We start from the raw sequence: 23,581 nt of genomic DNA, 5'->3' as shown, positions 1-23,581 counted from the left end.
TGGCGATCCCGTGCACGGCGTGGACCCACCTTCCCTGCCCGTGTTTCTCGCTCCGTATAAAGCCGGCCACTCCGGTGCCATCAAGCGCAGGCCTCCAAAGTAAGGTAGCAATTTCTCTTTACACCTAGTATTCCTTGTTCGTCAACGTTAGGGAATGTAGGGCTTGCGCGATCGTAGAAGCGCCACTATGAAAAATTTCAGTTAGGGCAAACTCGCGGCAACGTCCTTCGTCGGCGCCCCTCCTGCGGGCGGCAAACCCGGCGATGTGCATTGCCGCGGTCGACACTCTGGTTCGAAGGCAAAGTTTCTTCCAAATTTCCGTCGACGGATGCAATTGGGTCAACTTCTAACGAGTTAAATCGTAAGACACGAACTTTACGTTGTTCTGCAAGGTCCACACAGCATTATGAAAATTCTTCCCGTACTTGCCAGAATTGCATTTCCGACGGTGACTACTGTGGAGCAAAAGGAAGCTAGAGCTAATGATTCCAAGGCGGTCCAAGCTGCACTGCCGTCGGATTTTGATTGGAATACGTACACCAAGGTGCACAAAGACCTTTCCAACTGGAACCGGTCTCGCGCTGAAGCGCATTATGTTGCCCATGGCGCTCGCGAAGGGCGACTTTATAGTCGAGACGCAATTCGCAGCTTCGTGTCTCAACTCGAAGATGAATATGGTCGGCTTCCCGAAAATTTCAGCTGGCTCGAATACATCGCAAACTATCCAGACCTTGCTTTTATCACGTCTTCCTATGAGGCAACGAGGCATTTCCTCAGGTTCGGCCGCAAGGAAGGGCGCATCCCTTTTCGATTCGAACCGGAAGTCTATCGCTCCATGTATTTCAAGGGGGCCCGAATCTCCGAAGATGCTTTGTTGGAGCACTATCAAACGATCGGGCGACCAGCGGGTGCGCTCGCCACACTGGAACAGATCGCCAAAGGCGAAGGCCTGGATGAAGCAAGCTGGCTGCATTGCCTGAATGTCGAAGAATTCAATCTCCTGAATTCCCGCTGGGCCGGAGAGGTTACGGACAAACAGCAGGCGTTGCGCGCGATGATTCGCGAGGGTTTCGATCGTATCGCTCCCATCTCATTTAGCCACGAATTCGATCCCGATTATTTTGCTGAAGCCAATGAAGGACAGGACGGTAAGGCCCCGCCTCAACGGTATATTCACTGGCTGAATCATTGTATCAAAGCCGAGGTTCCGGGTACGCCCGCCGCACATCTCAAGCACTATGGCTTGAATCTCACAGTCTATCCTCATGGGTTTGACTGGAAAAATTATGCTCATCTCATGGGGCGCACATCCAGTGACCGCTGGAGTATCTTATATCTGGCGGTGACCAACGACGATCTTCCGGTCGGAGAACTCCCATTGAGAGAGCCGGGGGCATCGGAATTTCTAGTAAGCCTCGCCGGCGCCAAAAGGGAACGAAATCCAGCCCGCGCGGCGGCGTTATTGGAACTGGCGCACGCTCGAAACCCACTTTCTGCCGCCAACGCGGAGCTGTGGGGCGATTGCTTCGCAGCCCAGGAAAAATGGGATCAGGCGCTGCATCAATATCTCCAAGCCGTCAGGCAAGGCTCGACGCAGGTCCCCATCGCCCTCAAGGCTATCGGTACAGCGCTTAAAAGGGACAATACCGACCTGGCCGTCGAACTGCTGCGGCGGACCCAACGCTCGGCCAATGGCGATATACGCTGGCGCAATATTCTGCGTGACGTCATCGACGCCGTGTTTCGCCGCGCCTGGACCATGGCCGAGGCGCTCTATCACCAAGAGCAACGCGGCGAGGCGGATGCGGTTTTGACCCAGGTCGCTGCTGATATTGCCTCATGGTGGAACGAATTCGACCCGTTGGGACCGCCCTTGCCCGTAGATCCCGTCAATCGTGTCGTGATGCTGGCCAATGTGGACCTGCGCCAGTGCACACAATATCGCGTTACGCAGAAAATCGAGCTTGCCAGAGCCGCAGGCGTAAATCTCGAGGTTTATACGCAAGCGGAAGTTGAAGATTTCTTGACAGCCCTGCCCGGCGCCTGTGCCGCAATTTTTTATCGGCTGCCGGCCCTGCCGATGAACATCCGTGCGCTGTCGGTCTGTCGTTCGTTCGGCATTCCCAGCTATTACGACATCGATGATCTGATCTTCGATCAAGCGTATTACCCCGAGCCGATCGAGACTTACGGCGCCTCCGTCAATAAATCATTCTATTACTCGTTGCAGATGGGCGTGCCGCTTTTTCGCGCTGCGATGGCAATGTGCGACTATGCAATCTCGTCCACTACTTTGCTGGCGCAATATATGGAAGAGGTCGTTCAAGCGCGGCGCAGTTTCGTCCTGCCGAATGGCATCGACAGCCATGATACAAGTTTCTTCATCCAGCAGGTTCCGAAGGTCAGGCGCAACGATGAGGTCGTGCTCTTCTACGGTTCCGGAACGAAAGCCCATAACAGCGACTTTCTCGACCTGATGGCCGACCCGATCCTGCGATTGATGGCGCGCTATCCCAATTTGCGCCTGATGGTGGTCGGCTTCCTTTCCCTCGACTCGCGCTTTGACTCCATTCGCGATCGGATTGTCCAACTCGGTTGGACCAAGGACGTGCAGTCCTATTGGTCGCTGTTGTCGGAGGCCGACATCGCGATGGCAACGCTGGTTTCATCGCCGACAACCGATTGCAAGAGTGAAATCAAATGGCTGGAGGCGGCGGCCTTCAATGTCGCCTCCGTCGTGAGCGCAACGCACCGATACAAGGAGGTCCTGGAAAATGGGGTCGACGCTTTCATTGCGAACACTTCGGAGGAATGGGAACATGCGCTCGACGAGTTGATCCGCTCGCCGGAGCGGCGTCTTGCGATGGTCCGGGCTGCTCGCGCCAAGGCCCTCGATTTTTATTCGATTGAGAGAAACAGCGAGCGGTTCCTGGCCCTTCTGCAGCCCGCTTTCGAGCAGGCCGACGCCAAGCGGAAGCAACTCACCACGCGACGCAAAAAGCGGATCCTTTTCTTCAACATTTTTTTCCCGCCACAAACAATCGGTGGTTCGACACGTGTGGCACGCGACAATATCGACAGCTTCCTCGCTTCTCCTTTTTCCGACGAGTGCGAATTTGCCGTAGTCACGTCCGACAATGACAATCCGGTACCGTATCAATTACGGGTCGAAGACTATAACGGTATTTGTGTCTTCCGCTCCAACTCTCCCATCGAGGAGATCCAGGAGTGGCGCCCCTTCAATGCTCGCTACGGTCAGCTTTTCGAACGAGTTCTGCAGCTGTGGCGGCCCGACCTGGTTCATGTCCATTCGATCCAGCGCGGCAGCGCTTCGATCCTGTTGGCGTGCGTCCGCCAAGGTATTCCCTACATCAATACGATCCATGATGGTTGGTGGGTCTCAGATTATAATTTCCTGACCGCTCCAACAGGCGAAGCCGTGCAGCCTGAAGAACCCCTTCCAGCCATCCCGCCTCATGGCAAATCGATAGGGCACTCGCTCGAGCGCCGCCGCCGGCTACGCAGCCTCCTCGAGGGCTCGATCGCCATTCTTGGTGTGTCGGACGCCTTTACAGCCATTATGCATGCAGCAGGATATCCGAGCACCAGATCCGTTCCGAACGGTACTCCCCACATGGAGCGGGTTCCCAAGTCTCGCTCCGAAAATGGACGCGTGCGCATGCTGCAGGTGAGCGGTCAGACACATCACAAGGGCTTCCATCTGATCCAAGGCGCGTTCAAGCAAGGGCGCTTCGCGAACCTGGAGCTTACGATCGTTGATCACCAGCGCTACGGAGGCCCCATACTTGAGACGCGGTGGGGCGACACCCTGGTTCGTTTCGTCGGAAAGACGAAGCAGGAAGAAATGCACACGCTCTACGCAACACAGGATGTCCTTCTGGTGCCTTCCGTTTGGCCGGAGAGTTTCGGCCTGGTTTCCCGCGAGGCAAGTGCCGCAGGCATGTGGGTCCTTGCGTCGGACCGTGGGGCGATTGGCGAGGGCATTGAGCACGGTGTCAATGGATGGGTCATTGATGTCTCAACCCTGGAACCCTTGTTGCGGACCCTTGAGGCGATCGATGCCAATCCTGAGCGCTACCTCGATTCGCCGCCCCAGGTGCATTTGAGTGCACGCACCGCAGAAGATCAGGCAACGGATCTCATAGGGCTCTATCGTGAGATACTGAGCGGTTCCGCAAGCCCTTCCCCGAGGCCCTATTTTATGACCGACAAGTTTGTGGAGGACGAAGATGCGTCACCAGCAGATCTCCGGTGGCTCAAGGGAGAACGCGAGACCTTCTTTGCCAAGCAAGGCTGAATGTCGCTGATCCCTACGGCATCAAGGCCACAGGCCATAGAATTAACCAGTTTTTTAAAGGAGTGGTGCATTGGAAGGCGTTGTTCGTGACACCTTGACCGGCTCGGGGCATGGGCGCAGGGCAGCTTGGGCCGTGTTCGACGCCGCGTGGTATCGCAAGACCTACGGCATTGCCGAGGATGGCCAGGGCGCTCTGGAGTATTATCTGACCGAGGGATTCAAACTCGGGCATTCACCGAACATATATTTTTGTGAAGAGTGGTATGCTGCGGCCAACCCCGTCGTGCAGCAGGCGCTTACCGAAGGCCGCATCCGCAGCGGCTTTGAGCATTATTGCACGAGCGGCCGCCATGAAAGAGCCGGGCATTGGCTTTTTGACCCCGGCTATTATCGCGAAAAGAACCCTGATCTGACGGACGAAGCTCTTGAGAGGCTGGGCTTCGCCAATCTCTACGACCATTATCTGGAAGTGGGTTCGCGCGAAAATCGGATCGCACATGCGCTGTTCTCGACGACGCTATATCGCGAGAACTTTATAGATCGATCCGGCTTCAGGATCGGGGAAGATGAATGCCCGTTCTTGCACTATCTTACGCAAATCGAAAACGACAATACGGAAATCCCGACATCTACTTATTTCGATAACGACTGGTACATATTACAATATCCCGAAGTAGAGAGTGAAATTCTTAATAAGAAATTCTCCTGTGCATTACATCATTATCTCGCCAACTCCACGCCGACAGAATTTAATCCTCTAGAGTATTTTCGTGAGAAGTTCTACTTGGAACGCTATCCGGAGCTCGACAAGGATGTGGGGCTCGGCAAATGGTTTCGCAGCGGCTATCTGCATTTCATTCGATTCGGTCAGTTCGAGTTTCGCAACCCGACTCCCTATATCAACCTCCAGTATTACTGGACGCGGCGTTCAAATGTGATGGTCGACGCCCAGCTCGCGAATATACAGGAGCCGTTCGCGCATCTGCTTACAATTGGCGTACTCAAAGGCCTGCCGTTCGCACCGATGGGCAATCCCGTTGATGTGCCCGAACGGCAATCCCGTGCGCTGTTTCTCGCACACGCCGACAATATGATGCCACAGCGTGCGCGGCACCCTTTGGATTTCAGATTTGAAGGCGACCCACAGATCAGCGTGATCATGATTATTCACAATCATCTGCCGATGACGCTGGCGGCCCTAACGACGCTAAGGGCAACTTATCACGGCAGGATCCAGGTCATTCTCGTCGACTCAGGTTCCACCGACGAAGCGCGCTTCATCGACCGCCATGTTCAAGGCGGCTTGCATCTTCGGTTCGAAACCAACATCGGTTTTGTCAATGCGTGTAACTCGGGCCTGCTTCACGTTCGGGCTCCCTATCTGTTGTTCCTGAACAACGATATTCAACTCACGCCAGGCGCCCTTGATGCGGCAGTCAGTCGACTGGAGTCAGAAGATGATATCGGAGCGGTGGGCGCAAAGGTTATTCGCACCAACGAAAAACTGCAGGAGGCCGGGTGCATCGTCTGGCGCGACGGACGTACGACTGGGTATATGCGGGATTGGTCTCCGCTCTGCCCGGAGGCGAACTTCGTACGCGATGTCGATTTCTGCTCGGGAGTGTTTCTCCTCACCAAAACTGACGTCGTCAGGCGCATAGGCGGCTTCGATGTGCGGTTTGCGCCTGCCTATTTTGAGGACGCAGATTTATGTCTGGAAATTTGGAATGCAGGATATCGTGTCGTTTATGATCCGAGCGTAGCCGTCTATCATTATGAATATGGCAGTTCGCGTGAGTCAGGCGCTGCTTTTGCGATGATGCATCGCAATCAGAAGACATTTTACACGAAGCATTTTCAGCAGTTGAAGCGACACTTCAAGGATCTGCCCGATATAGTTTCGATGGCCCGCTTCGCAGGAAAGAGCAGGCCGCGGGTTCTATTCATCGAAGACTTTGTGCCACTGCGCGGCTTGGGCGCCGGTGCCGTCAGAAGCAATGATCTTATCCGTGTCATGGATGAAATCGGCTATCAGGTAACTGTCTACCCTATGCACGGCACGACGGCGACGCCTGCCGAAATCTATGCAGACTTCCCTGAACGCGTGGAGGTCATGCACGATGTCACGCATTACAATATCGGCAAGTTTCTCTCCGATAGGCGTGACTATTTCGATTGCGTGTGGATTTGTCGGGCTCACAATCTCAATTTGCTCAAGACTGCGCTCGAGCAGGCGAACTTCGATCCCAAGAAGACAACCACCGTACTGGATACCGAAGCGATCTTTTCAATCCGGGAGGCCGTACAGGCCAAGCGCGCGGGCAGACATCTCGACTTGAAGGAAGCGATGTCGAGGGAATTCGAGCATGCGCATCTCTGCCAGGAGATCGTCACGGTCAGCGCTACCGAAGCAGCCGTGCTCCATCGCTTCGGATTTCCGCATGCCCGAGTCGTCGGGACCTACCGTCCAGTCAAACTGACTGAACGTTCCTGGCAGGAGCGAGAAGGAATATTGTTCGTCGGCAGCCTTTATGGGGATGACACTCCCAACTACGATTCTCTCTGCTGGTTCATCGATCAAGTCATGCCTTTGATCGAAGCCGAGCTCGGTTGGGAAACCCGGTTGAACATCGTGGGACACTGTGCACCGGGCGTCCCGATCGATCGGTTTACCAGCCATTCTCGCGTTACTTGGCATGGCCCGGTCGTGGAGCTGGAAAAAGTCTACGATATGAACCGCTTGCTCATTGCGCCGACGCGTTTTGCAGCAGGGACGCCTTATAAGGTCTACGAGGCGGCGTCCTATGGGATCCCGACGGTAATTACCAACCTTCTTGCCAATCAACTGGGCTGGAAGAGCGGTCAGCACGTGATCGCGGTGCCGGTCGATGATGCCGAGGAATTCGCTCGCCAAGTCGTGAGAGTCTACAGATCGCCGGAGCTATGGAATTCGCTTCGCGAAGAGGCCGCAGCTCTCCTCCGAAGGGATTACGGCAAAGAGACATATGTCAGGGCATTGTCACATGTATTGCCCGCCACAGCGGCTCGTGGTGAGGAAAATCCAGTACGCAGGCCACATGGTTTCCCCGGCACAAACCAGATTGTTCCTGCCTCCCCACCTTCGTTGTCTTAGCCCGGCAATGCCCTAGCCATAAGATTCGCAAGTGTTTCCAGGTTGCACGCGACGCGCGTTCAGGAGCTGCAATGATCCAGCTTGATAACGTATTCAAGTTTTACAAGGTGGAGAATCACCGCAAGCTGATCTTGGACCACGTTTCCATGGTCTTCGATACTTCTTATTCCTACGGAATTCTAGGTGTAAACGGCGCCGGGAAATCGACGACGCTACGGCTTCTATCCGGTACCGAACTACCCAATTCCGGAAGAATTCGAAAAACCGTGAGAATATCCTGGCCCATCGGCTTTTCGGGTGGATTCCATCCTCATATGTCCGGCCGCCAGAATGTGCATTTCATCGCTCGGGCCTACGGTGCGGACATCCGCAAGGCCGATCGTTTCGTGGAGGAGTTCTCCGAACTCGGCGAATACCTCGACATACCGATCAAGACCTACTCGTCAGGCATGGCTGCGCGGCTCGGCTTCGCCCTGTCGATGGCGATCGAGTTTGACGTCTATCTCATCGACGAGGTGACGGCCGTAGGTGATGCCCGCTTTCAGAAGCGCTGCCAGGAAGCCTTCGATGAACGCCGAAAGAACTCGGGGCTTATCGTTGTATCTCACTCAATGCGCACAATATCTGACTATTGCGATAAAGGCTTGGTTTTAGCCGATGGTCGTCTGATAATGTATGATGATGTAAATGATGCGATTAGAATGTATAATCGCCTAAACAAATGATAGATCTATGAACGAAATAACGCCAGTTACACCAGAACAACATGAACGCTCGCTTGAGCGAGCGAAAAATATATCAACGGCACTGACGGATGCTGCCCGACGGGCGCGATTTTCCAATCGATCGAAGGAGGCTTTTTTTGGACGTGCCAGCGCCCGCAGGCGCGCTGCTACACTGCTCATCCGTCGCGTCCTGTTCGCCCTGGTCGTCATTATTCCGAACGCGGCTTCGATAAGCTATTATGGCTTCATCGCCTCGGATCAATTTGAATCAGAAGCAAAGTTTACCGTCTCGAGTGGGGCGCTTCCTAAAATGGATGATATCGGCTCGGCAACGGGCGTGCCCCCGGTCACCATTTTACAAGACACCATGATTGTCGTTTCCTATATCGAGAGCCAGGCGATGGTAGCCAAGCTTCAAGATACGGTGACTCTTCGTAAAATATACAGCGCAGATACAATCGATCGGTGGTCACGCTTTCAGGAAGACCAGCCGATCGAAAAATTTACCGCTTACTGGAACAAGTTTTCATCCGCCGCCGTCACGTATCCTTCAGGTGTCGTGACGCTCAGAGTCCGGGCCTTCAACGCCGCCGATGCCCAGCGTGTTGCGGCCTCCGTTATCTCCGAATGCGAGTCCATGATCAATCAGCTGAATGATCGAATGTTTCGAGATACGGTTTCGGATTCCGAAAAAGACGTTGCAGCCGCAGCGGACGCCCTGAAAACAGCACGCATCAATTATGAGAAGGCACGCAACGACGCTGGCGTTATTGACGTAAAATCGGAGACCGCCCACCTCTACTCGCTGCTTACGGACCTTCAAGGCCAGCTTTTGAAGGCGCAGTCGGACTACAACACCCGGCTCGCATCCCTCTCTCCCCAAGCCCCGCAAATGCGCCTGCTGAAACAGAAGGTAGCTTCACTCACGACACAGGTTACCGACGCGCAAGCCAAGATCACGGAAGCCCAGAAGGGATCCACTGGCGATGAAGCGCTTTCCCAAAAGCTCGGCCAATTTTCCAATCTCGAACTCGAACAGAAGATTGCTGAAGCACGTTACGCCGAGGCCTCGGCCAGCCTGAACATGGCTAGGTTGGTAAGCGAGCGAAAGTTGCTCTACATTCATCCGATCGTGGAGCCCGCCGTAGCCGAAGAGGCTAAATATCCGCGTCGCAAGATCAATATTGGGTTGGTTCTACTGGTTAGCGTGCTGGCTTGGCTCGTCAGCGTCAGTGCCGTCTCCTATTTGCGCCGGCGCATTGCTTGACGGGGCGCGACGAATGTCTCGGTACAGATTTGCCAGGTCTCGCCCCTGATCGCTGGATCTGCGAAGTCTGCCCTGTGCTAGGGGATCTCTGGCGCGCCATCCTTCCGTATTCTGGTTCATGGCCGTCAAGACATCGGCCAGCGGTTTGTCGCTGCCCACGTCGATGACGACTACGTTGGCAGTGGCCATGATGCCGTCGCCAATGGCACCTCGATTGGAGGCGATGATATTCAGCCCGAGGGACGCGGCTTCGCGGCTTACGAGACCGAAGCTTTCCGGCCATAAGGAGGGTGCCAACAGCACATCGAGTTCGGCATAAAGATCAGCGATTTTTGCCTGCGGGCACGGTCCCCGAAGAGTGACGTGCGTTAGCCCCCAGACGACCTCGTACTGAACATCCGCTGCCAGAGCATTATCGATCATGACCAGGGCAAGACGATCGAAGTGGCCTTTCCTCAAGACAGCCTCCACCAGCACAGCGCCTTTTTGAATTGAGCGTCCACCGAGGTGTCCCAGAACCAGGCGACCGTCTCCGCGAGGACGGCGTGGCTTGGCCTCGATCGCCGGTACGCCATTTGCCAGCCATGATGCCGATTTGATACCGGCTTCCTGGTGAAGCTTGGCAAATGAGGGGGAAACAGCCAGGACATGCTTGGCGCCCTCCAGCAGGCGCGCCAGCGCTTGGCGCCGCCATAGAGAATGTGGAAGGTCGACATCGTCGATCCTGCAAAATGTCAATGGATCATTTGCCGGCAAACTTATTGCGCCATCCCGATCGATAAAGAACTGTGAATCAGAGATCCACCAGCCGTCATGAAGCGTGACGATGTAGGGTATTTGCGCCTGGGCGCAGACCTGGACGATCGATGCGGTAAGGCGTTGGATGCAATGGAAATGGACGAGATCGGGCTCCGCAGCTTCGAGCACCTTCTCGAACACTGTCGCCATCTCATCGTCAAAGGGCTGCCACTCCCTTAGTTTTTGGACCGCCGGAGAGATTCTATAGACAGGGCGCCCACGATAGCTCTCGCAGCGAAGATTGCCCACCGGCCGACGCCCTTCATCGGTCGTGAACACGCTGACCTCGATGTCTGGGCAATTTTCTATGAGGTAATCCACATTCTCCTCGACGACTCGCGTCGCCCCGCCATAGCTCTGCGGCGAGAAGAAGACGTGGCAGATCAAAACTCTGATTGGGCGCTTGCCGCTCGAGACGCGGATCTCATCGCCCTTGGCCAGGGCATCTGCCAGCCGTCTGGAATTGGGAGCCAAGCCGTAATTCAACAGGGCTTTTGCTCGCGCGGCTCCGCCGATCGATCGGCGAAGGGCCCCGTCCCTTATTAAGGTGTCCAGCATGGATATCCATTGGTCTGGCGTCTCGACCAGAAGCCCATCAACGCCGTGTGAGAGAGCGGCCCCGTACGTGGCTGTCGCGGTGACAACAGAAGGTACCCCCAACGCAGCCGCTTCCAGCCACTTGATCTCACTTTTGCAATCGGTCATCCGTCCAGGGGACAGCACGGCGAGATTGATATCGCAAGCCGCCAGCAATGCCCAGTAAGCGTCCAGATCGGCAATGAATCCTACCTGGACGATGCGCGAGCGATAACGTTCGAATTCGGCTCCAAGCTGAAGATAGCCAACCAGTACGAGGCGCAGATAGTCATGCGCATCGAGGAGAGCGATCAGTGCCGGCGCAAGATCGCGCGTGAATTCCAGGCTGTGTGCTTTCGTGCCTGTGCCGTAAAAGAGGGTGACGGTATCCTGTGGCGCCCTGGCGACGGCGGCTCGTGCAATTGCGGCGTCGCTTCGCTGATCGAGCCCGTTGCGCAGAAGCACGACCTCGCCCGTGGCGACAATATCGGCCAGGGCGCCGGCAAGGGATGGCGTGGACGCGATTCCCTTTTGGCATAGTGACATCGCGAAGCGATGGAGCGGCACGCCTAGCTGCAAGCCACAATACTCTTCAGACGTTATCTGGCCCTCGTAACTTTCGAATGTGTCGGGGAAGTCCGACGCGTCGAAAATGAGGTCATCGATCTCGTAATAGGTCGGAATGCCAAGGGCTCGGGCGTAGAGCAAAGCACGAAGTACGGCAGGAGTCGCCGGAACACGGTAGAAGACCGCCGCTCTTGCAGGCAACAAGGCTGTGATGAAGGCCTCGATCTCGGTTGGACGAAAGGCGCGGGCCTCCAGACCGGCGTGCGCCAGCAGACGAAGCTTCTGTTCGACACGATAAAACGTGCATTGGGGCAGTTCCTGGTTGGCCAGAATCATGATCGGACCATCCGGCCGGGCGGCGCGCAAGGGAGGAAGGGGTTCCAGATCCTGAATGAGATCGCAAAGCTTTTGCAGGATCTGAAATACCGATGAGTCTGCTTGTGCACGTTGCCCGGCTGCGTAGGCGCCCATGGCGCTGGAACACATGAAATCATAGCGAGCCTCGACGGCCCGGCGCGCACATTCCAGGAACTCAGGCACCCTGCGCCACTCGGGCGCCACCTGCCGCAGAAGTGCGAATGCCTCGTCGAAACGTCCCTGTTCGGTGAGAATCTCGACCGCCATATGGACCGCTTCCCAAGGCGCACCTCCAACTTTGATCGCCGCGAAAAAATCCGACAGGGCCTCGGTTGGCGATCGTGCCTTACGCGCCTTGCCCCGACGAGAGAGAAAAGCAGCCGTCAACGGAGCAGATATCGTTTTTTCAGCCTGGTCGCATACCTCACAGGCGGCAAGCATTCGGCCTCGCCTTAGCTGATAGTCCCCGATGGCGGCAAGCATCTCAAAGCCGAGAGCCTCCAGCTCTCTCGGCGAGTGCAAAGGCGGATGATCGAACAGGTGCATGAGCGCCTGCCAACGATGCGCCACCGCTGCGCGATGTCCACGTGGCAATTGCGCCCCATAAGCCTTCCAATCGAAGCCGACCGGAAAATCCCGCTCGCCAAGATAGGGATAGAGCAGAAGCCTTTCATTCGGTGCGCGCTGGGCCGCGTGCTCCAGCCAGTCACGATAAAGCGACGATGCGTCCAAATCGGGATCGAGATCATATGCCTGGCGATAGAAGAGCGGATCGAACGAATGCGTGAACCTGATTGGCGCCAGGCGCGGCACCCCCGCCATGGCGAATACCTGCAACATCTCCGGCTTTGTCCGAGGAGGATGGGGCAGCCAGTCCTGCGCCATCGCAGCAAACTCCGCAGGGCGAAATAGAACCTGCCAAGGCCCCTCCGGCAACCCTGAAGCTGGGTCAGCGTTCGCCACCTCGAAGGGACGCCCCTCTCGCCTGCCATTTTCAAGGAAATGCCGGACATATTGATAGTCGGTCACGAAGATCCCGGCGAGATCCTCGTTGAGCATTCGATAGACTGGCACCGTGAATGTCGCGGGAAGGCTCCCATGCCGCTCCTCCAACGCCCGCAGAGCTTCCTTCCAGTTTGGCGCTCGCCCTTCCATGCGACCATGGTTCTCATAATGGCGCCAGAGATCGCCGCGCGTCCGGAGGTGCTGAAGGTCGGGATGGTAGTCAGCATAAAATGCCGCGTCGAAGTCGGCTTCAATCGCGAAGTGTGTCCTTACTGCTTGCCAGCGACGTTTCACACGCCCGCCCATGCCGAAGTTGAAACGCTGAGCCATCCGCCTTATTCCCCGGGCCCCCGAGCGCTTGCCTTGAATAGGTCCGAAGCTGGTGCTAACGCAAGGTTTAGAGTCCTATGACCAATGGCACTAACAGATTTCGGCCGCTATGGCATGCGCTGTATTTGTTAGCACCAGCGGCGATACGATCTATTTTCGACGCCAGGGTAACCAGGAGCGCGCCGGTGACATTGCAGCAAGGCCGAAATCCGAAGGTCGCTACGACAGTCGAACGTTACTGCGAAGGCATCGTTGCGACGCTGTTGCGAAATCTGCGTAGCCTATTGGCAATTGCCTGTAATTCATCTTCGCCAATCTCTGGCCGACAGTTCACATACTGGCATCCCTGCAATCCTCATGATTGCTAGCCGCCCCATCCCTGGTCAGGGCGCCTTGCCTCTTGTCTGTCAGGATCCGCTTCCCTAATGGCCTGTTGATACGGCCGATCATAAATCGAAATGGACTAAATATGCCGCATGACAGCACCAATTCCCCTCTCATTCCTTGCGCCGGGCCTTGGTACGATCCGCGCAGGGTTTCCACTGAGATCAAATTGGGCACGCCTCGCGTAGTTCACGTCAGAAGCGCAATTATCACGCCTTTTTACAAAGGAGGCAGGTGGGGAGTTTTCGATCTTGATGGGAATCCAATTGAGGAGGCTATTAATTATCAAGGGTCTCCAAATCGATATCTGGATCAGATTCCTCAGCTTGCATGTCATCCTCAAAGCGTCATTGACACTGATAAGTCCGGCCTCATCTTTGGGGGAAGGATAAACCTGTACTATGGTCACTTTATATTCGAATCTCTGTCGAGACTTTGGTACATCGCCCAGAAAGGCCTGAATGGCAGGAAGGTCCTTTTCCAGACCCAGACACCCCTTGAACACTGGTTCGGACATGAGTTTGTACAGTCGTTTCTGGCGGCGATAGGAATCGAAAGATCTGACATAGTAGAATGTTTGAACGAGACCGAAGTCTTTCACGACATAATAGTTCCAACTCCATGCATGCAGATGCTTGGATGGATTTACCCCGAGACAACGCAGAAGTTCTTCCGAGAAATAGGTAATAAATTGTTGAAGGATGTACCGACAACAAATAACAATAAGATTGTTTACCTGTCAAAGTCAAAAATAAGTAACAAAATTACAGGAATTGTGAATGAAGTCGAAATCGAGGAATGTTTGGAGAATCTCGGCGTAGAAATCATTTACCCTGAGACGCTGAGCCTCAGCGAACAGCTAGCGATCTTTCGGGATAGAAAAAGAATATTGGGCGGCATCGGATCCGTATTCCATGCATCGGGATTTTCCGGCGGGACCTCGCGGCAAATTGTCTTGGCCCATTCCGAGCGCATCAATCCAAACTATACATTGATGGACATGGCATTCAAAACAAATATCAAGTATTACCATTCACCCCTTGTCGATTACATCGGGAGTAAAGATGGCACTGGATATGCGCTGCATTGCAAGAATCCTAAATATATTGCGCAATCTTTGTTTGATAAGATCAATAACGATGGGGACGCCGGCGATACTCGCGTTACCGCCAAGAAAAAGAATGCCAGAGTATGGTTATTTGGCAAAAGTAATTCTGACATAGTAGTCGATAGGGCTTACACTATTATAAATAGAAGGGATGTATTGATAGGAGAGGCGCTGCGAGAGGACAGCTTGGAGGGAGATCGCATTGATCTGGTGTTGATTGCTCATTTGCAAAACATAGGAGATGTTTGCAGCTATTCCGGGGTGATAAATTTAGGTAACGGAATAGAGGGCGTGGCTATAAGCTGTGGCGAAAATATTTTGGAGCACCGTGTTTGTTACCACGACTCGACATGGAGCCCATGGTATCAATCTGGTGAATTCGCGGGAACTCGCCACCAGAGCAAAGTGATAAAAGGCTTTACACTTAGACTTAAACCCGAGGTTGCGCACAAATATCGGCTGCGTTCGTTTGGCCGTTTTGTTGGAGTTGCTGAACCAATTCACGCAGAAAACGCACAAGATTGTGTATCTGAATCTCAATCAGCTTTGAATGGGATCCAGATTTCGATTACAACTGCATGATGCCAGGCCCATGGATCAAGCGATATAGAGCCTCATCTCCGTCCGCCTATCATCTTGGAGCGCGGTCCCACTTCAATGCGCTTCACGGACAAGTAGAGAGTCTTATTCTCAGATCGATTCACCAGGAAGTGCAAAACGCTTTAGTCTTCCATGCCGTAGGCGTGATGAACAGCCTCGCTGACCTGCGCGTAAATGTCGAGGTCCGATTCAAGCAGAATTTCAACCTCGGGAATATGGCGCAACTTATTCGCCAGAGCCTGAGCCGGCTGCAGCATCGGGGCGATCTGGACTGTTGCGGGTGGCAAACCGAGCAAATTCTCCAAATCTCCCGCGAAGGGCGCGGCGCGTTCGCGAACGCCCACAAGGGCGCACTGGGAAAGGTTCGCCAAAGCCGTGGCGACGGAGCCTCGTGGCTCCGGCGCGTCGAAGGATTCTGCCGCGAATTGCCGGGCAATGGGGTTCGATAGAAGGGCGATGACTGGACCGGGCATTGCCGCAAAGGCGCGTGACAGCGCCTCGCCATCCGAATTCAACGCATTGGCAAAATCGATGGCCGGCTGCAAAATCGTCGATTCACGTGGCCCAAGCAAGGTGTCTCCATACTTCGTGGCGTGCTTAAGCGTCATGAGCCGCTCGGCAAGTTCGTAGTAAGGTTCATGCAGGAGTGTGACGCATGCAAAGCTGTCAAGGTGCGAATAGTACTGTCTATATGGAAGTCGACCGCTAATATAAATCGATTGTGCGTTGTCTAGCAGGAAGATTTGCGTCGTTGTCTCACTGCCGTATCGATCAACGCCCTTATGGAAATGGCAGAAATGTTCCTGCAATGCCGTATCCATATGCCACAAGGGAAAGAGATGTGTCTCGATACGAAAAACGCGTTCCTGGATGTCCGCGCTCGCAGGTCGGCGCCGGTATATCAAGATACCCGTTTCGTCCTCGAAAATTTGGAGATCGTGAAGATCGAAGAGATCGGGAACGACCGCGTTGTCGATGGTGAAGCCACATAATCCTGTGCCATGTCGGCCGCTTTCGACCAGCGATATGCGGCACTCGTCCGTGGGTACCCGCGCAATGACCTCGCCCTCCACAACGACCCGGAGCGTTGTGGTTCTCTCGTAGTCGTCAGGGACTACATAGCCGACTATGGCGTGTCCATTGTCCGATTGGATGTTGAAGAGCATATGAAACTACAATCATTCCTACCCGCCCGCTTGTCAAAAGTCGGGCCAGGATTTTGATCCGAGGGCCTTAACGGCTCGAGAGCACATAGCCCCGCATAACGCGTTCAAGTATCAATCCGGCAAGGAGCGTCGCGGCTCCGAACGCGACGACGTAGCTCCTGTTGAGCGTTTGGTCCCCATAACCCTCGTAATAGGCGGCTCGCATCCACTCGACGACTTGAAGCATGGGATTGTAGGATAGCCAGGTTCTGTAAGGCTCCGGCACCAGATCGGGGATGAACATCACCCCTGATGCACCCCAGATAGCGATGCTCAAGAGTGCGTATCCTGTCATCCACATCGGATAGGCCAGAACGATCACGCCGTTAAGGACGCCAAAACCGACACCGAGAAGAATGGCAGCACTCATGGCACAAAAGGCTGTCGTGATGCTTTGTGGCCAGACACTCACGTCGAATGCCACGCCAAGGCAAATCATGACAATAATGACGACGGCTGCTGAGAGAATCTCAAGCAGGGCACTCGATAGCAATACGTCCATCACTTTGACCTCCGGCAGGCCCATGAGAGGTTTGGCGGATATCAGCGAAACCATCATGAAGCGGGCAAGATAGGAATAGGCCATGAAGGGAACGCAGCCCGTACAGACGAATTGGAGGGTACTTTCGCCAACCGGGGGTGCCCGCCCGGCTCCTATGAACATCGCAGCAAGAAGCAGCATGTGCGCCACCGGCCACAGGATAGCGAAGACATATCCCAAGCCATGCCCAAAAAATCGGGTCCTGACATTCCGCAAAAGCACTGCCACCATGACGCGGCGTTGGCGCTCGAACGCAGTCATGAACGTGGGAACTTGACTTTGCTGCAACACCGCCAGCGCTCTCCTGATTGCCTCAGTGCCCTGCAGCGTGCTCAATTGTGACTGTCCGTCTCGCGGTCATCACACTGCCTGGCATTCTGTGAATTTGTCAGAGCCTTCCGTTACGAAATTTTGTGGCTGACGTAAAGACGTCCAGTTCTCGTTACGTCAGATTAGAGCGTCCGGCCTGACCTCTCGGGCAAGCCGCCTGAACCGCCGGCCCAGGCCGGAGACATGCGTTGCCCGCTCATAAGTTACAGCGCGCCCTGGAGCACGCTCCTTCCGCTGAATAAGCGTGCAGCCTACACCAGAGCCTCCCGAGCAAACGCGAATGAGGTAGACCAGATACATCTTATGAGTGCGGCTTTCGTAATCGAGCCGACCTTGTAAGCTTTATTCCTTTGGCAGATCATGGTCTGGGGTTTGGCGGCTGTACGAAGACAAGGGAGGAATAGCAATGCTCTCACGATTCGTGTTCGCAGGATCCATTATCCTGGTCGGCCTTACCAGCAGTGCCCTTCCGTCAATGGCTCATATGCTGGCGGCCGTTCACGGATCAAACCCCTGTTACAGCGATGCCAAGCAATACTGTGGCGGATACGTTAATTCGAGCTCCGGCGTACCTACTTGCCTGAAGTCTCACATGGCTCAGCTCTCTGCCTCGTGCAAAGCTCGATTGCAGCGCACGATGAGTAAATAGACAACGGGACTGTGCATGCATCGGCCGCTTCGATTGATCAACAGTATCGAAGCCCACTGCCGATGCCGGTGTCCGAAGACGGATATATACTTATACGCGTGTCACTACGCCGCTCATATCGCCACTATCGAATGGGGGATTATTTAACCTACCCCGAAGCCTTACTCCCCCTGCGTAGAGTGGATGCCACACAAACCTATGCGCCATGCACCCGCCTGAAATTCTCTGCTACAACAATGAGGTGGGCATCAACCACACAGTGCTAGTAACTGGCCCGGCCCAGGTTTCTCTGAGCCGGGCTTTTTATGCTCTTTTCGGGGAGCCGCAGCGCCACGCGCAACGCCAGGGGAATTCAAGGCGACGGCCCGGGCTCGAAAGTGAGGCCAGCCAATCAGGGAGTGACGTCAAGGGCTGCACTGACGATCGTGATTTGAGCCCGGCTGGACAGCCAACTAAAGGGTTGCACTTGAAAATGCCGGGCCTCAGGAATGAGCCCAATTGCATGCAAGCCGGATAGTAATACCGCAGCCGCATCGCTAGGCACCAGGCTGGCGAGTGCGTGAGTTCGAGGAAACGGAAGTCGCGGTCCGGGAATCTTCCAATCTCGGGAAACTATCTCCGACCGCTCAAGGCGTCTCTCACCGCCACAATCCTTGAAATAAGAATGTCGAGTTGGTCAGCGTCGAAATCAATGCTTGCTAATGGCTTGTCCTGGCCAAAGATAGTTATCTTTGATAACTTTAGGTCCGGACTTGCAATCACTGAAATGTAATCTTTCGGTTGAGCTGACAATTCCTCAAGTGATTTAGCTACATCGGTGATAATGGACCCGGCAAGAGACTCGTTTCGCTCGAAGTTCATAGGATGATTCACAACTCATTAATGATTTACATGGAACGATATTCGAAATTAGCTGAAAGCAGTATCAACGCACACCTATTTGGCCAAATTAATAGTGATGCGCATCGTCGCACCGACTTGGGCCAAAGGCCCGGCACCTCTACTCCTATGAGCTAAGCGGCGAAGCAAAAATTCGAATGTTATGGTGGTCCTGGCCGGCATGTCGCAACGCTACCCGGCTGGGACCGGCCAGGGTGTCTGCACCCAACCGCGGCGACCTGGTCGGGACCCCGAGGGCTCAAGCTGATATGAGCAGTGTCCGTTGCCCGGTTCCGTACGACCTTAGCCACGTTGAGACGCGTCAAGCGACGACCGCTGAAAGGATGGGGCGACCATGACCGAGCGAGAGCGGCATCCGCAGAGGGCGTCCACGCGCTGGTTGTTCTATCTGGCGGCCTGGGGCGTCAGCTCCGTCATGGTAGGCGTCCTCCTCGGGCGCCATTTGAAACGGGTGTCAGCCGATTATCCGCTGGCGGAGCCAGGTGCCACACCAGCCGCCAAAATCGCGGGGCCTCACCGGGGTGCTTCGTGAGAAAGGTATCGGGACGGCCCATGAACTTCGATAAGTCGCGGCCGTGCCTCAAAACTCCCTCGACGGAACCAGGAACGGCTCATCAAACCTCGGCACTTCCGAGGGATAGGACTCCGGGTCCTCGGCCGGTTCTTCCGCGGGATCCTCTTGTGGCGTCTCGGGCTCGATCGGTTCGGGATCGGCGGGCGGTTTTGGCGGATCGTTAGGGTCTATTGTCATTATCGACTGCTCCTGTCTGGACCGTCTCACGTCTGTTTGTGACGCTAAAGCATTTTCGAGAGGGAATGACAGACTTTTCGATTAGGAAAATGCGTAAAAACAAAGAGTTAAAGCAAAACAGCGTTCAGCCTTTGAACACGCTTTCCTGTAAAGGGCTACCGGCACAGGTCAAAACTGCAAGAAAAGGCGCTGCGGGGGCATACATGTCGCGTGAGCGTCAGGGCCCCAATCGGGACGAGGGCGTAACAAAGAGCAACCGCGATCGAGGATCACTTCGCGGTTTCATTATTCTTCGCTGGATTTCGCAGCCTTTTTCCGGCGTTCGATTACGGCTTCGACCTTCTCGAAATCCGAAGGGGCCATCGATAGCCCCTCGATTTTGTCGGCGCCCAGCTGCTTGACCGTCGCCCGCAGATTTTCGGCGGGTACGACTTTGACATCGCCACCGTGAAGCATGATCGCGACGGTTCCAGGAGGCACCAGATCGCTGGCGATGATCCCGAAGCCATCGAGAAGGATCACGTCCCTCTCCAAAATCGCGTTTCCCCACCGAATATTCTTTGCTGATTATAGTCGATCTTACAGGGCCCAATAGTCAGGCATTTGGATAGTGGGCGATTGATCGGGGCGGCCGGCATGTGATGGCGGAAAATCGTATGGCCGCAGCCGTCATTACGAGAGCAAGGCGCGCTCACACCCAAATGCTCTTCACCCTAACTTCTTGTTTGGACGCATCTTTGCGATTCTTGACTATTCCGTCAAATCGCAAAATGCCATAGGCGTCAGGCTCTCGCATTGACCAGCGCCGAGTTCAAATAACGGATGCTCTCGGCCAAGGCGGGTCCGGGATCAGGAAGGGCCTGCAGGACGGGATCGAAGGGCTCGAAGGAAATGAAGCCATCATACCCAGCACCAAGGAACCTTACCACCTGCTCGACATTGCCTGCGATATCATCGGCACCGACGAAGCCGCGATCCGGCTCGCGCAGCCCCTCGGGCGGAAGGTCCCGGCGGGAGACGCCCGAGACGTGAATCAACCGGGTGTGTTGCGGATATAACGCAGGATCACTGCAGCGAAAATGCTGGAAGGTATCGTGGCATAGGGCCAATGAGCCGAAGCCATCGATGTCCTCGATAGCTGCCACAGCCGGGCCTTTGAACTTTAGGGTGCTGGCCGGCATGCCGAGCGGCTCGACCAGGCCGATGACGCCATTGTCGGCAAGCATGGGCTTCAGGGCAAGCAGGGAACGCCGCAGGTCGGACTCCAATTGAAGGGGGCTGCGCCCGTCCCACTCATCCACAACCGGGCAGAGAACGATGCCAGGCGCGCCGCATGTCGCCGCGTATTCGATCAAGAAACGCGCTTCCTGGGCGCGCTCATCGTTCCAGTCGTTGAAGCGCTGCAAGGCGTTGATCGAGGCGATCGTCAGTCCTGCCTCGGCTACGCGCGAGGCAAGTTCGCGAGGCGCCAGGCCGTTGGCAAACTCTTGCCCCTCCACATCGTTTCGGATCTCCACGCCCTGCACGCCAACACCGCGAGCGACAGCGAGGAAGGCGGTGAGGTCGCGGAAGGGCGAAACAGTGCGGTTGATCGCGAACTTCAGCATCATCATTACCTCTCCTCAGGGCGACCGGCCGGCAGTTCTGCCAAGCGATGATCGTCACGTCATTTACGGACGAGTTTTTTGAACCCTCCGCCGAGAGGATCACGGATCACCAGAGTTCGCAATGAAAATTTCAATTATAGTATATCGGCAATTTTCATTGATGCGCAGGCCAGCCGGCTCCCATTGCCCAGCAGCGCCGGACGACTTCGGCGACGAAACCAACCTGCCCCAGATGGGACCCAGATCGGCCGTTGAGGTTGCCGGAGCTGATGCTTGCAGAACTGCGGAGAGCACTCCCACCGGTCCCGTCGGCTACATATCGCCCAGGCTGTCAGGCTGAGGTCGAGTCTCGAGCCTTCGGGATGGCGCCGATACGCTTCAGCGCAAATGCCGCAACCGCTTCTTCCAGCGCTCGCCGGGGGCCCATCCCCAGCTTTGCCGGGTGTTTTGGCGCTCTTCTTCTCCGACCGGCAGCGTTCCCGATGCGCCCTGCACAGCCGATGTCGATGGCGGAAGCACCTTCGGGACCGGGGCGGGCGCATCTTGTTGCGTTCGCGTCGTGGTAGTGGCCGCCAGGACTTTCGAGGGCCGTCCTTTTTTTGCAGGCGCCGGCGCAACCTGCATCTTCTTGGCGCGCGGCTTGGGCAGCTTTGATGGCGCCGGTTCCTGTGCTGGCGCCGGCTGCACCTGCGGATCAGCAGTCAGGACTTCAGCGTCGGAGATCTCCGCCGTTACGGCCTGCGCCGGCGCTCGAAATACAGTCTCGGCCCTAAAGACTTCCTCGCGCCGGTCAGGGGAAGCGGTCGTCAAGGACTTGAATGCCTGCTCGGCCAACTGGCGTGCTTCAGTGTGAGAGGCAGGGGCGGGGGGTGCGATCGTCTCGGCCAGTATTGCCTGTCGGATCGGAACTGGCTCTCTAGCCGAAACGCTGGAACGCGAGCGCTTTACCTCGACAACGAAAGGTTTGATTGGCGTCTTCATCGAGCAACAAGAATCTGGAGGGGAATGATTCCTCAATAGAGCATCATTCTGGCAAAAGCCATGGCCTATGGATCATTGATAGCAGTCAAAGACTCGCACACTTCCTGCTTGCTATCTTGCCGGTCTTCACGCTCGTCCTCGCCGCCGGACATGGCGGCTAAGTCGGCCGACGCCTCGGCCAGCAATCCCGAACCCTTGCATGCAGCTCAACAGAGAAAAGTCGAATCCGTGGATGTCGGCGTATCCACTTACAAGCAAAGTTTGTGAGGATACGCTACTGCTGACATGACGACACATCATCTACGATCCCGCCGTAACGAATCCCGCGGCCAGTCCACTCGGAGCCACCAACGCATGACCCATCCTATGGCTGCGAATAGCGAGTTCCAGGCCCTCAACGCCTTCTCGGCGGCGCTCGGCCGGAATTCTGACCGCACCCAGGCGGCGGGCGGCAATACATCGCTCAAGGTTGACGGCGTGATGTGGATCAAGGCCTCCGGCACCTGGCTCGCCCATGCGCTGGAGCAGGATATCATGGTGCCGGTCGTGCTGGCGGACCTCCTTGCCGCGCTGGCCGACGGGGATCCGCGTGCCGAGACCGCCGTCGATTTCGTCGACCGGGCCCGCAACCGCCTCAACCTGCGGCCATCGATCGAGACGAGCGTGCACGCCGTCATTCCCCATGCCGTGGTCGCCCATATCCACTGCGTCGAGACACTCGCCCACGCAGTGCAGCCGGGCTGCGAGGCGGAAATCGCCAGGCGATTCGATCCGCTCGGCGACGTCGTCTGGGCCTTCGTGCCCTATTGCCGGCCCGGCGTGCCGTTGTCGAAGGAGATCCTGGCGCGATCGACACCAGGCACCAATGTGCTGATCCTCGGCAATCACGGCCTCGTCGTTTCCGGCGCCCGCGTCGCCGAAGTCGAGGACAGGTTGGACCGTGTCTGCCAGGCCCTCGCTTTGCCGCACCGCCCGGCGCAGGAGGCCGATCTTGGCAAGCTCGCGACGATCGTCGCAGGCACGAACTACCGGCTGCCCGCCAACCCGATCGTGCATGGCGTGGCGCTCGATCCGGTCAGCGCCGGCCATGTGCGCGGCGGCTCGCTTTATCCGGACCATGTCATCTTTCTCGGCCCGGGCGTTATCGAGACCGACGACATCGCCGCCGGCGAAGCCATCCGCAAGCCCGAGGCCAAGGACGGCCCGCCGCCCATGCTGGTGCTGCCGGGGCTCGGCATCGTGCTGCATCACCAGACCACCGCGGCGGCCGATGCGCTGGCGCTCTGCCTGTGGAACGTCGCCTCGCGCCTTCCGGCTGGCGCAACGATCCAGCGCCTGACCCCGGAACAAGATTATCAACTCACCCACTGGGAAGCCGAGAAATACCGGCAAGCGCTCGACGCCAAGGCGAAGGCTTCATGACGACGGCGGTTCTGTCATAATCCCGAT

13 protein-coding genes are annotated in these 23,581 nt (G+C 56.0%); 6 read left to right on the top strand and 7 right to left on the bottom strand.

Going from position 1 to position 23,581, the window contains the following annotated elements; genetic code table 11:
* The first annotated feature begins 406 nt into the window (after positions 1–406).
* The 4 genes from ACMDCR_RS08115 (at position 407) to ACMDCR_RS08100 (ending at position 9,443) form a co-directional block, all read left to right on the top strand.
* A complete protein-coding gene (locus ACMDCR_RS08115; RefSeq protein WP_413992039.1) occupies positions 407–4,318 on the top strand; it encodes a glycosyltransferase in 3,912 nt (1,303 codons plus the stop codon).
* 70 nt (positions 4,319–4,388) lie between these two features.
* Positions 4,389–7,451 (top strand): glycosyltransferase, encoded by a 3,063-nt coding sequence (locus tag ACMDCR_RS08110; RefSeq protein ID WP_413992038.1) that lies wholly within the window; start codon positions 4,389–4,391, stop codon positions 7,449–7,451.
* A gap of 71 nt (positions 7,452–7,522) precedes the next feature.
* Positions 7,523–8,176 carry an ABC transporter ATP-binding protein gene (locus ACMDCR_RS08105; RefSeq protein ID WP_413992037.1) on the top strand — a complete coding sequence of 218 codons (654 nt, stop codon included), beginning with the start codon at positions 7,523–7,525 and terminating at the stop codon, positions 8,174–8,176.
* Between the two features lie 7 nt (positions 8,177–8,183).
* Positions 8,184–9,443: a lipopolysaccharide biosynthesis protein gene (locus tag ACMDCR_RS08100; RefSeq protein ID WP_413992036.1), complete on the top strand. Its 1,260-nt coding sequence runs from the start codon at positions 8,184–8,186 to the stop codon at positions 9,441–9,443.
* On the opposite strand, the gene ACMDCR_RS08095 is transcribed toward ACMDCR_RS08100, so the two are convergent.
* Complete coding sequence (locus ACMDCR_RS08095) at positions 9,372–13,076, bottom strand: glycosyltransferase (RefSeq protein ID WP_413992035.1); 3,705 nt, start codon at positions 13,074–13,076, stop codon at positions 9,372–9,374. The two genes, ACMDCR_RS08100 and ACMDCR_RS08095, sit on opposite strands and share 72 nt — an antisense overlap.
* A gap of 469 nt (positions 13,077–13,545) precedes the next feature.
* On the opposite strand from ACMDCR_RS08095, the gene ACMDCR_RS08090 reads away from it, so the two are divergent.
* A complete protein-coding gene (locus ACMDCR_RS08090; protein ID WP_413992034.1) occupies positions 13,546–15,150 on the top strand; it encodes a glycosyltransferase family 61 protein in 1,605 nt (534 codons plus the stop codon).
* A 140-nt stretch (positions 15,151–15,290) separates the two neighbouring features.
* Here the strand turns inward: ACMDCR_RS08090 and ACMDCR_RS08085 are convergent, their stop codons facing one another.
* The 6 genes from ACMDCR_RS08085 to ACMDCR_RS08060 form a co-directional block, all read right to left on the bottom strand.
* On the bottom strand, positions 15,291–16,334 hold the full coding sequence (locus tag ACMDCR_RS08085) for a hypothetical protein (protein ID WP_413992033.1): 1,044 nt from the start codon (positions 16,332–16,334) through the stop codon (positions 15,291–15,293).
* A 67-nt stretch (positions 16,335–16,401) separates the two neighbouring features.
* Positions 16,402–17,250: an ABC transporter permease gene (locus tag ACMDCR_RS08080; protein ID WP_413992032.1), complete on the bottom strand. Its 849-nt coding sequence runs from the start codon at positions 17,248–17,250 to the stop codon at positions 16,402–16,404.
* 2,123 nt (positions 17,251–19,373) lie between these two features.
* The gene (locus ACMDCR_RS08075) at positions 19,374–19,544 is read right to left on the bottom strand and encodes a hypothetical protein (RefSeq protein ID WP_413992031.1); all 171 of its coding nucleotides are present in this window, start codon (positions 19,542–19,544) and stop codon (positions 19,374–19,376) included.
* Positions 19,545–19,829: 285 nt separating this feature from the next.
* Positions 19,830–20,066 carry a hypothetical protein gene (locus tag ACMDCR_RS08070; RefSeq protein ID WP_413992030.1) on the bottom strand — a complete coding sequence of 79 codons (237 nt, stop codon included), beginning with the start codon at positions 20,064–20,066 and terminating at the stop codon, positions 19,830–19,832.
* Between the two features lie 260 nt (positions 20,067–20,326).
* On the bottom strand, positions 20,327–21,157 hold the full coding sequence (locus ACMDCR_RS08065) for a TIM barrel protein (protein ID WP_413992029.1): 831 nt from the start codon (positions 21,155–21,157) through the stop codon (positions 20,327–20,329).
* 372 nt (positions 21,158–21,529) lie between these two features.
* Entirely contained in the window at positions 21,530–21,985 is a 456-nt protein-coding gene (locus ACMDCR_RS08060; RefSeq protein WP_413992028.1) for a hypothetical protein, read from the bottom strand.
* 501 nt (positions 21,986–22,486) lie between these two features.
* Here ACMDCR_RS08060 and ACMDCR_RS08055 point away from each other — a divergent pair.
* Positions 22,487–23,554 carry a class II aldolase/adducin family protein gene (locus tag ACMDCR_RS08055; RefSeq protein ID WP_413992027.1) on the top strand — a complete coding sequence of 356 codons (1,068 nt, stop codon included), beginning with the start codon at positions 22,487–22,489 and terminating at the stop codon, positions 23,552–23,554.
* Positions 23,555–23,581: the final 27 nt, after the last annotated feature.

The organism is Labrys okinawensis (assembly GCF_047345005.1).
In the GTDB taxonomy this organism is placed as follows: Bacteria; Pseudomonadota; Alphaproteobacteria; order Rhizobiales; family Labraceae; genus Labrys; species Labrys okinawensis.
Note: the sequence above shows the minus strand (reverse complement) of the source record. Positions and strands in the feature narration are given on the sequence as shown.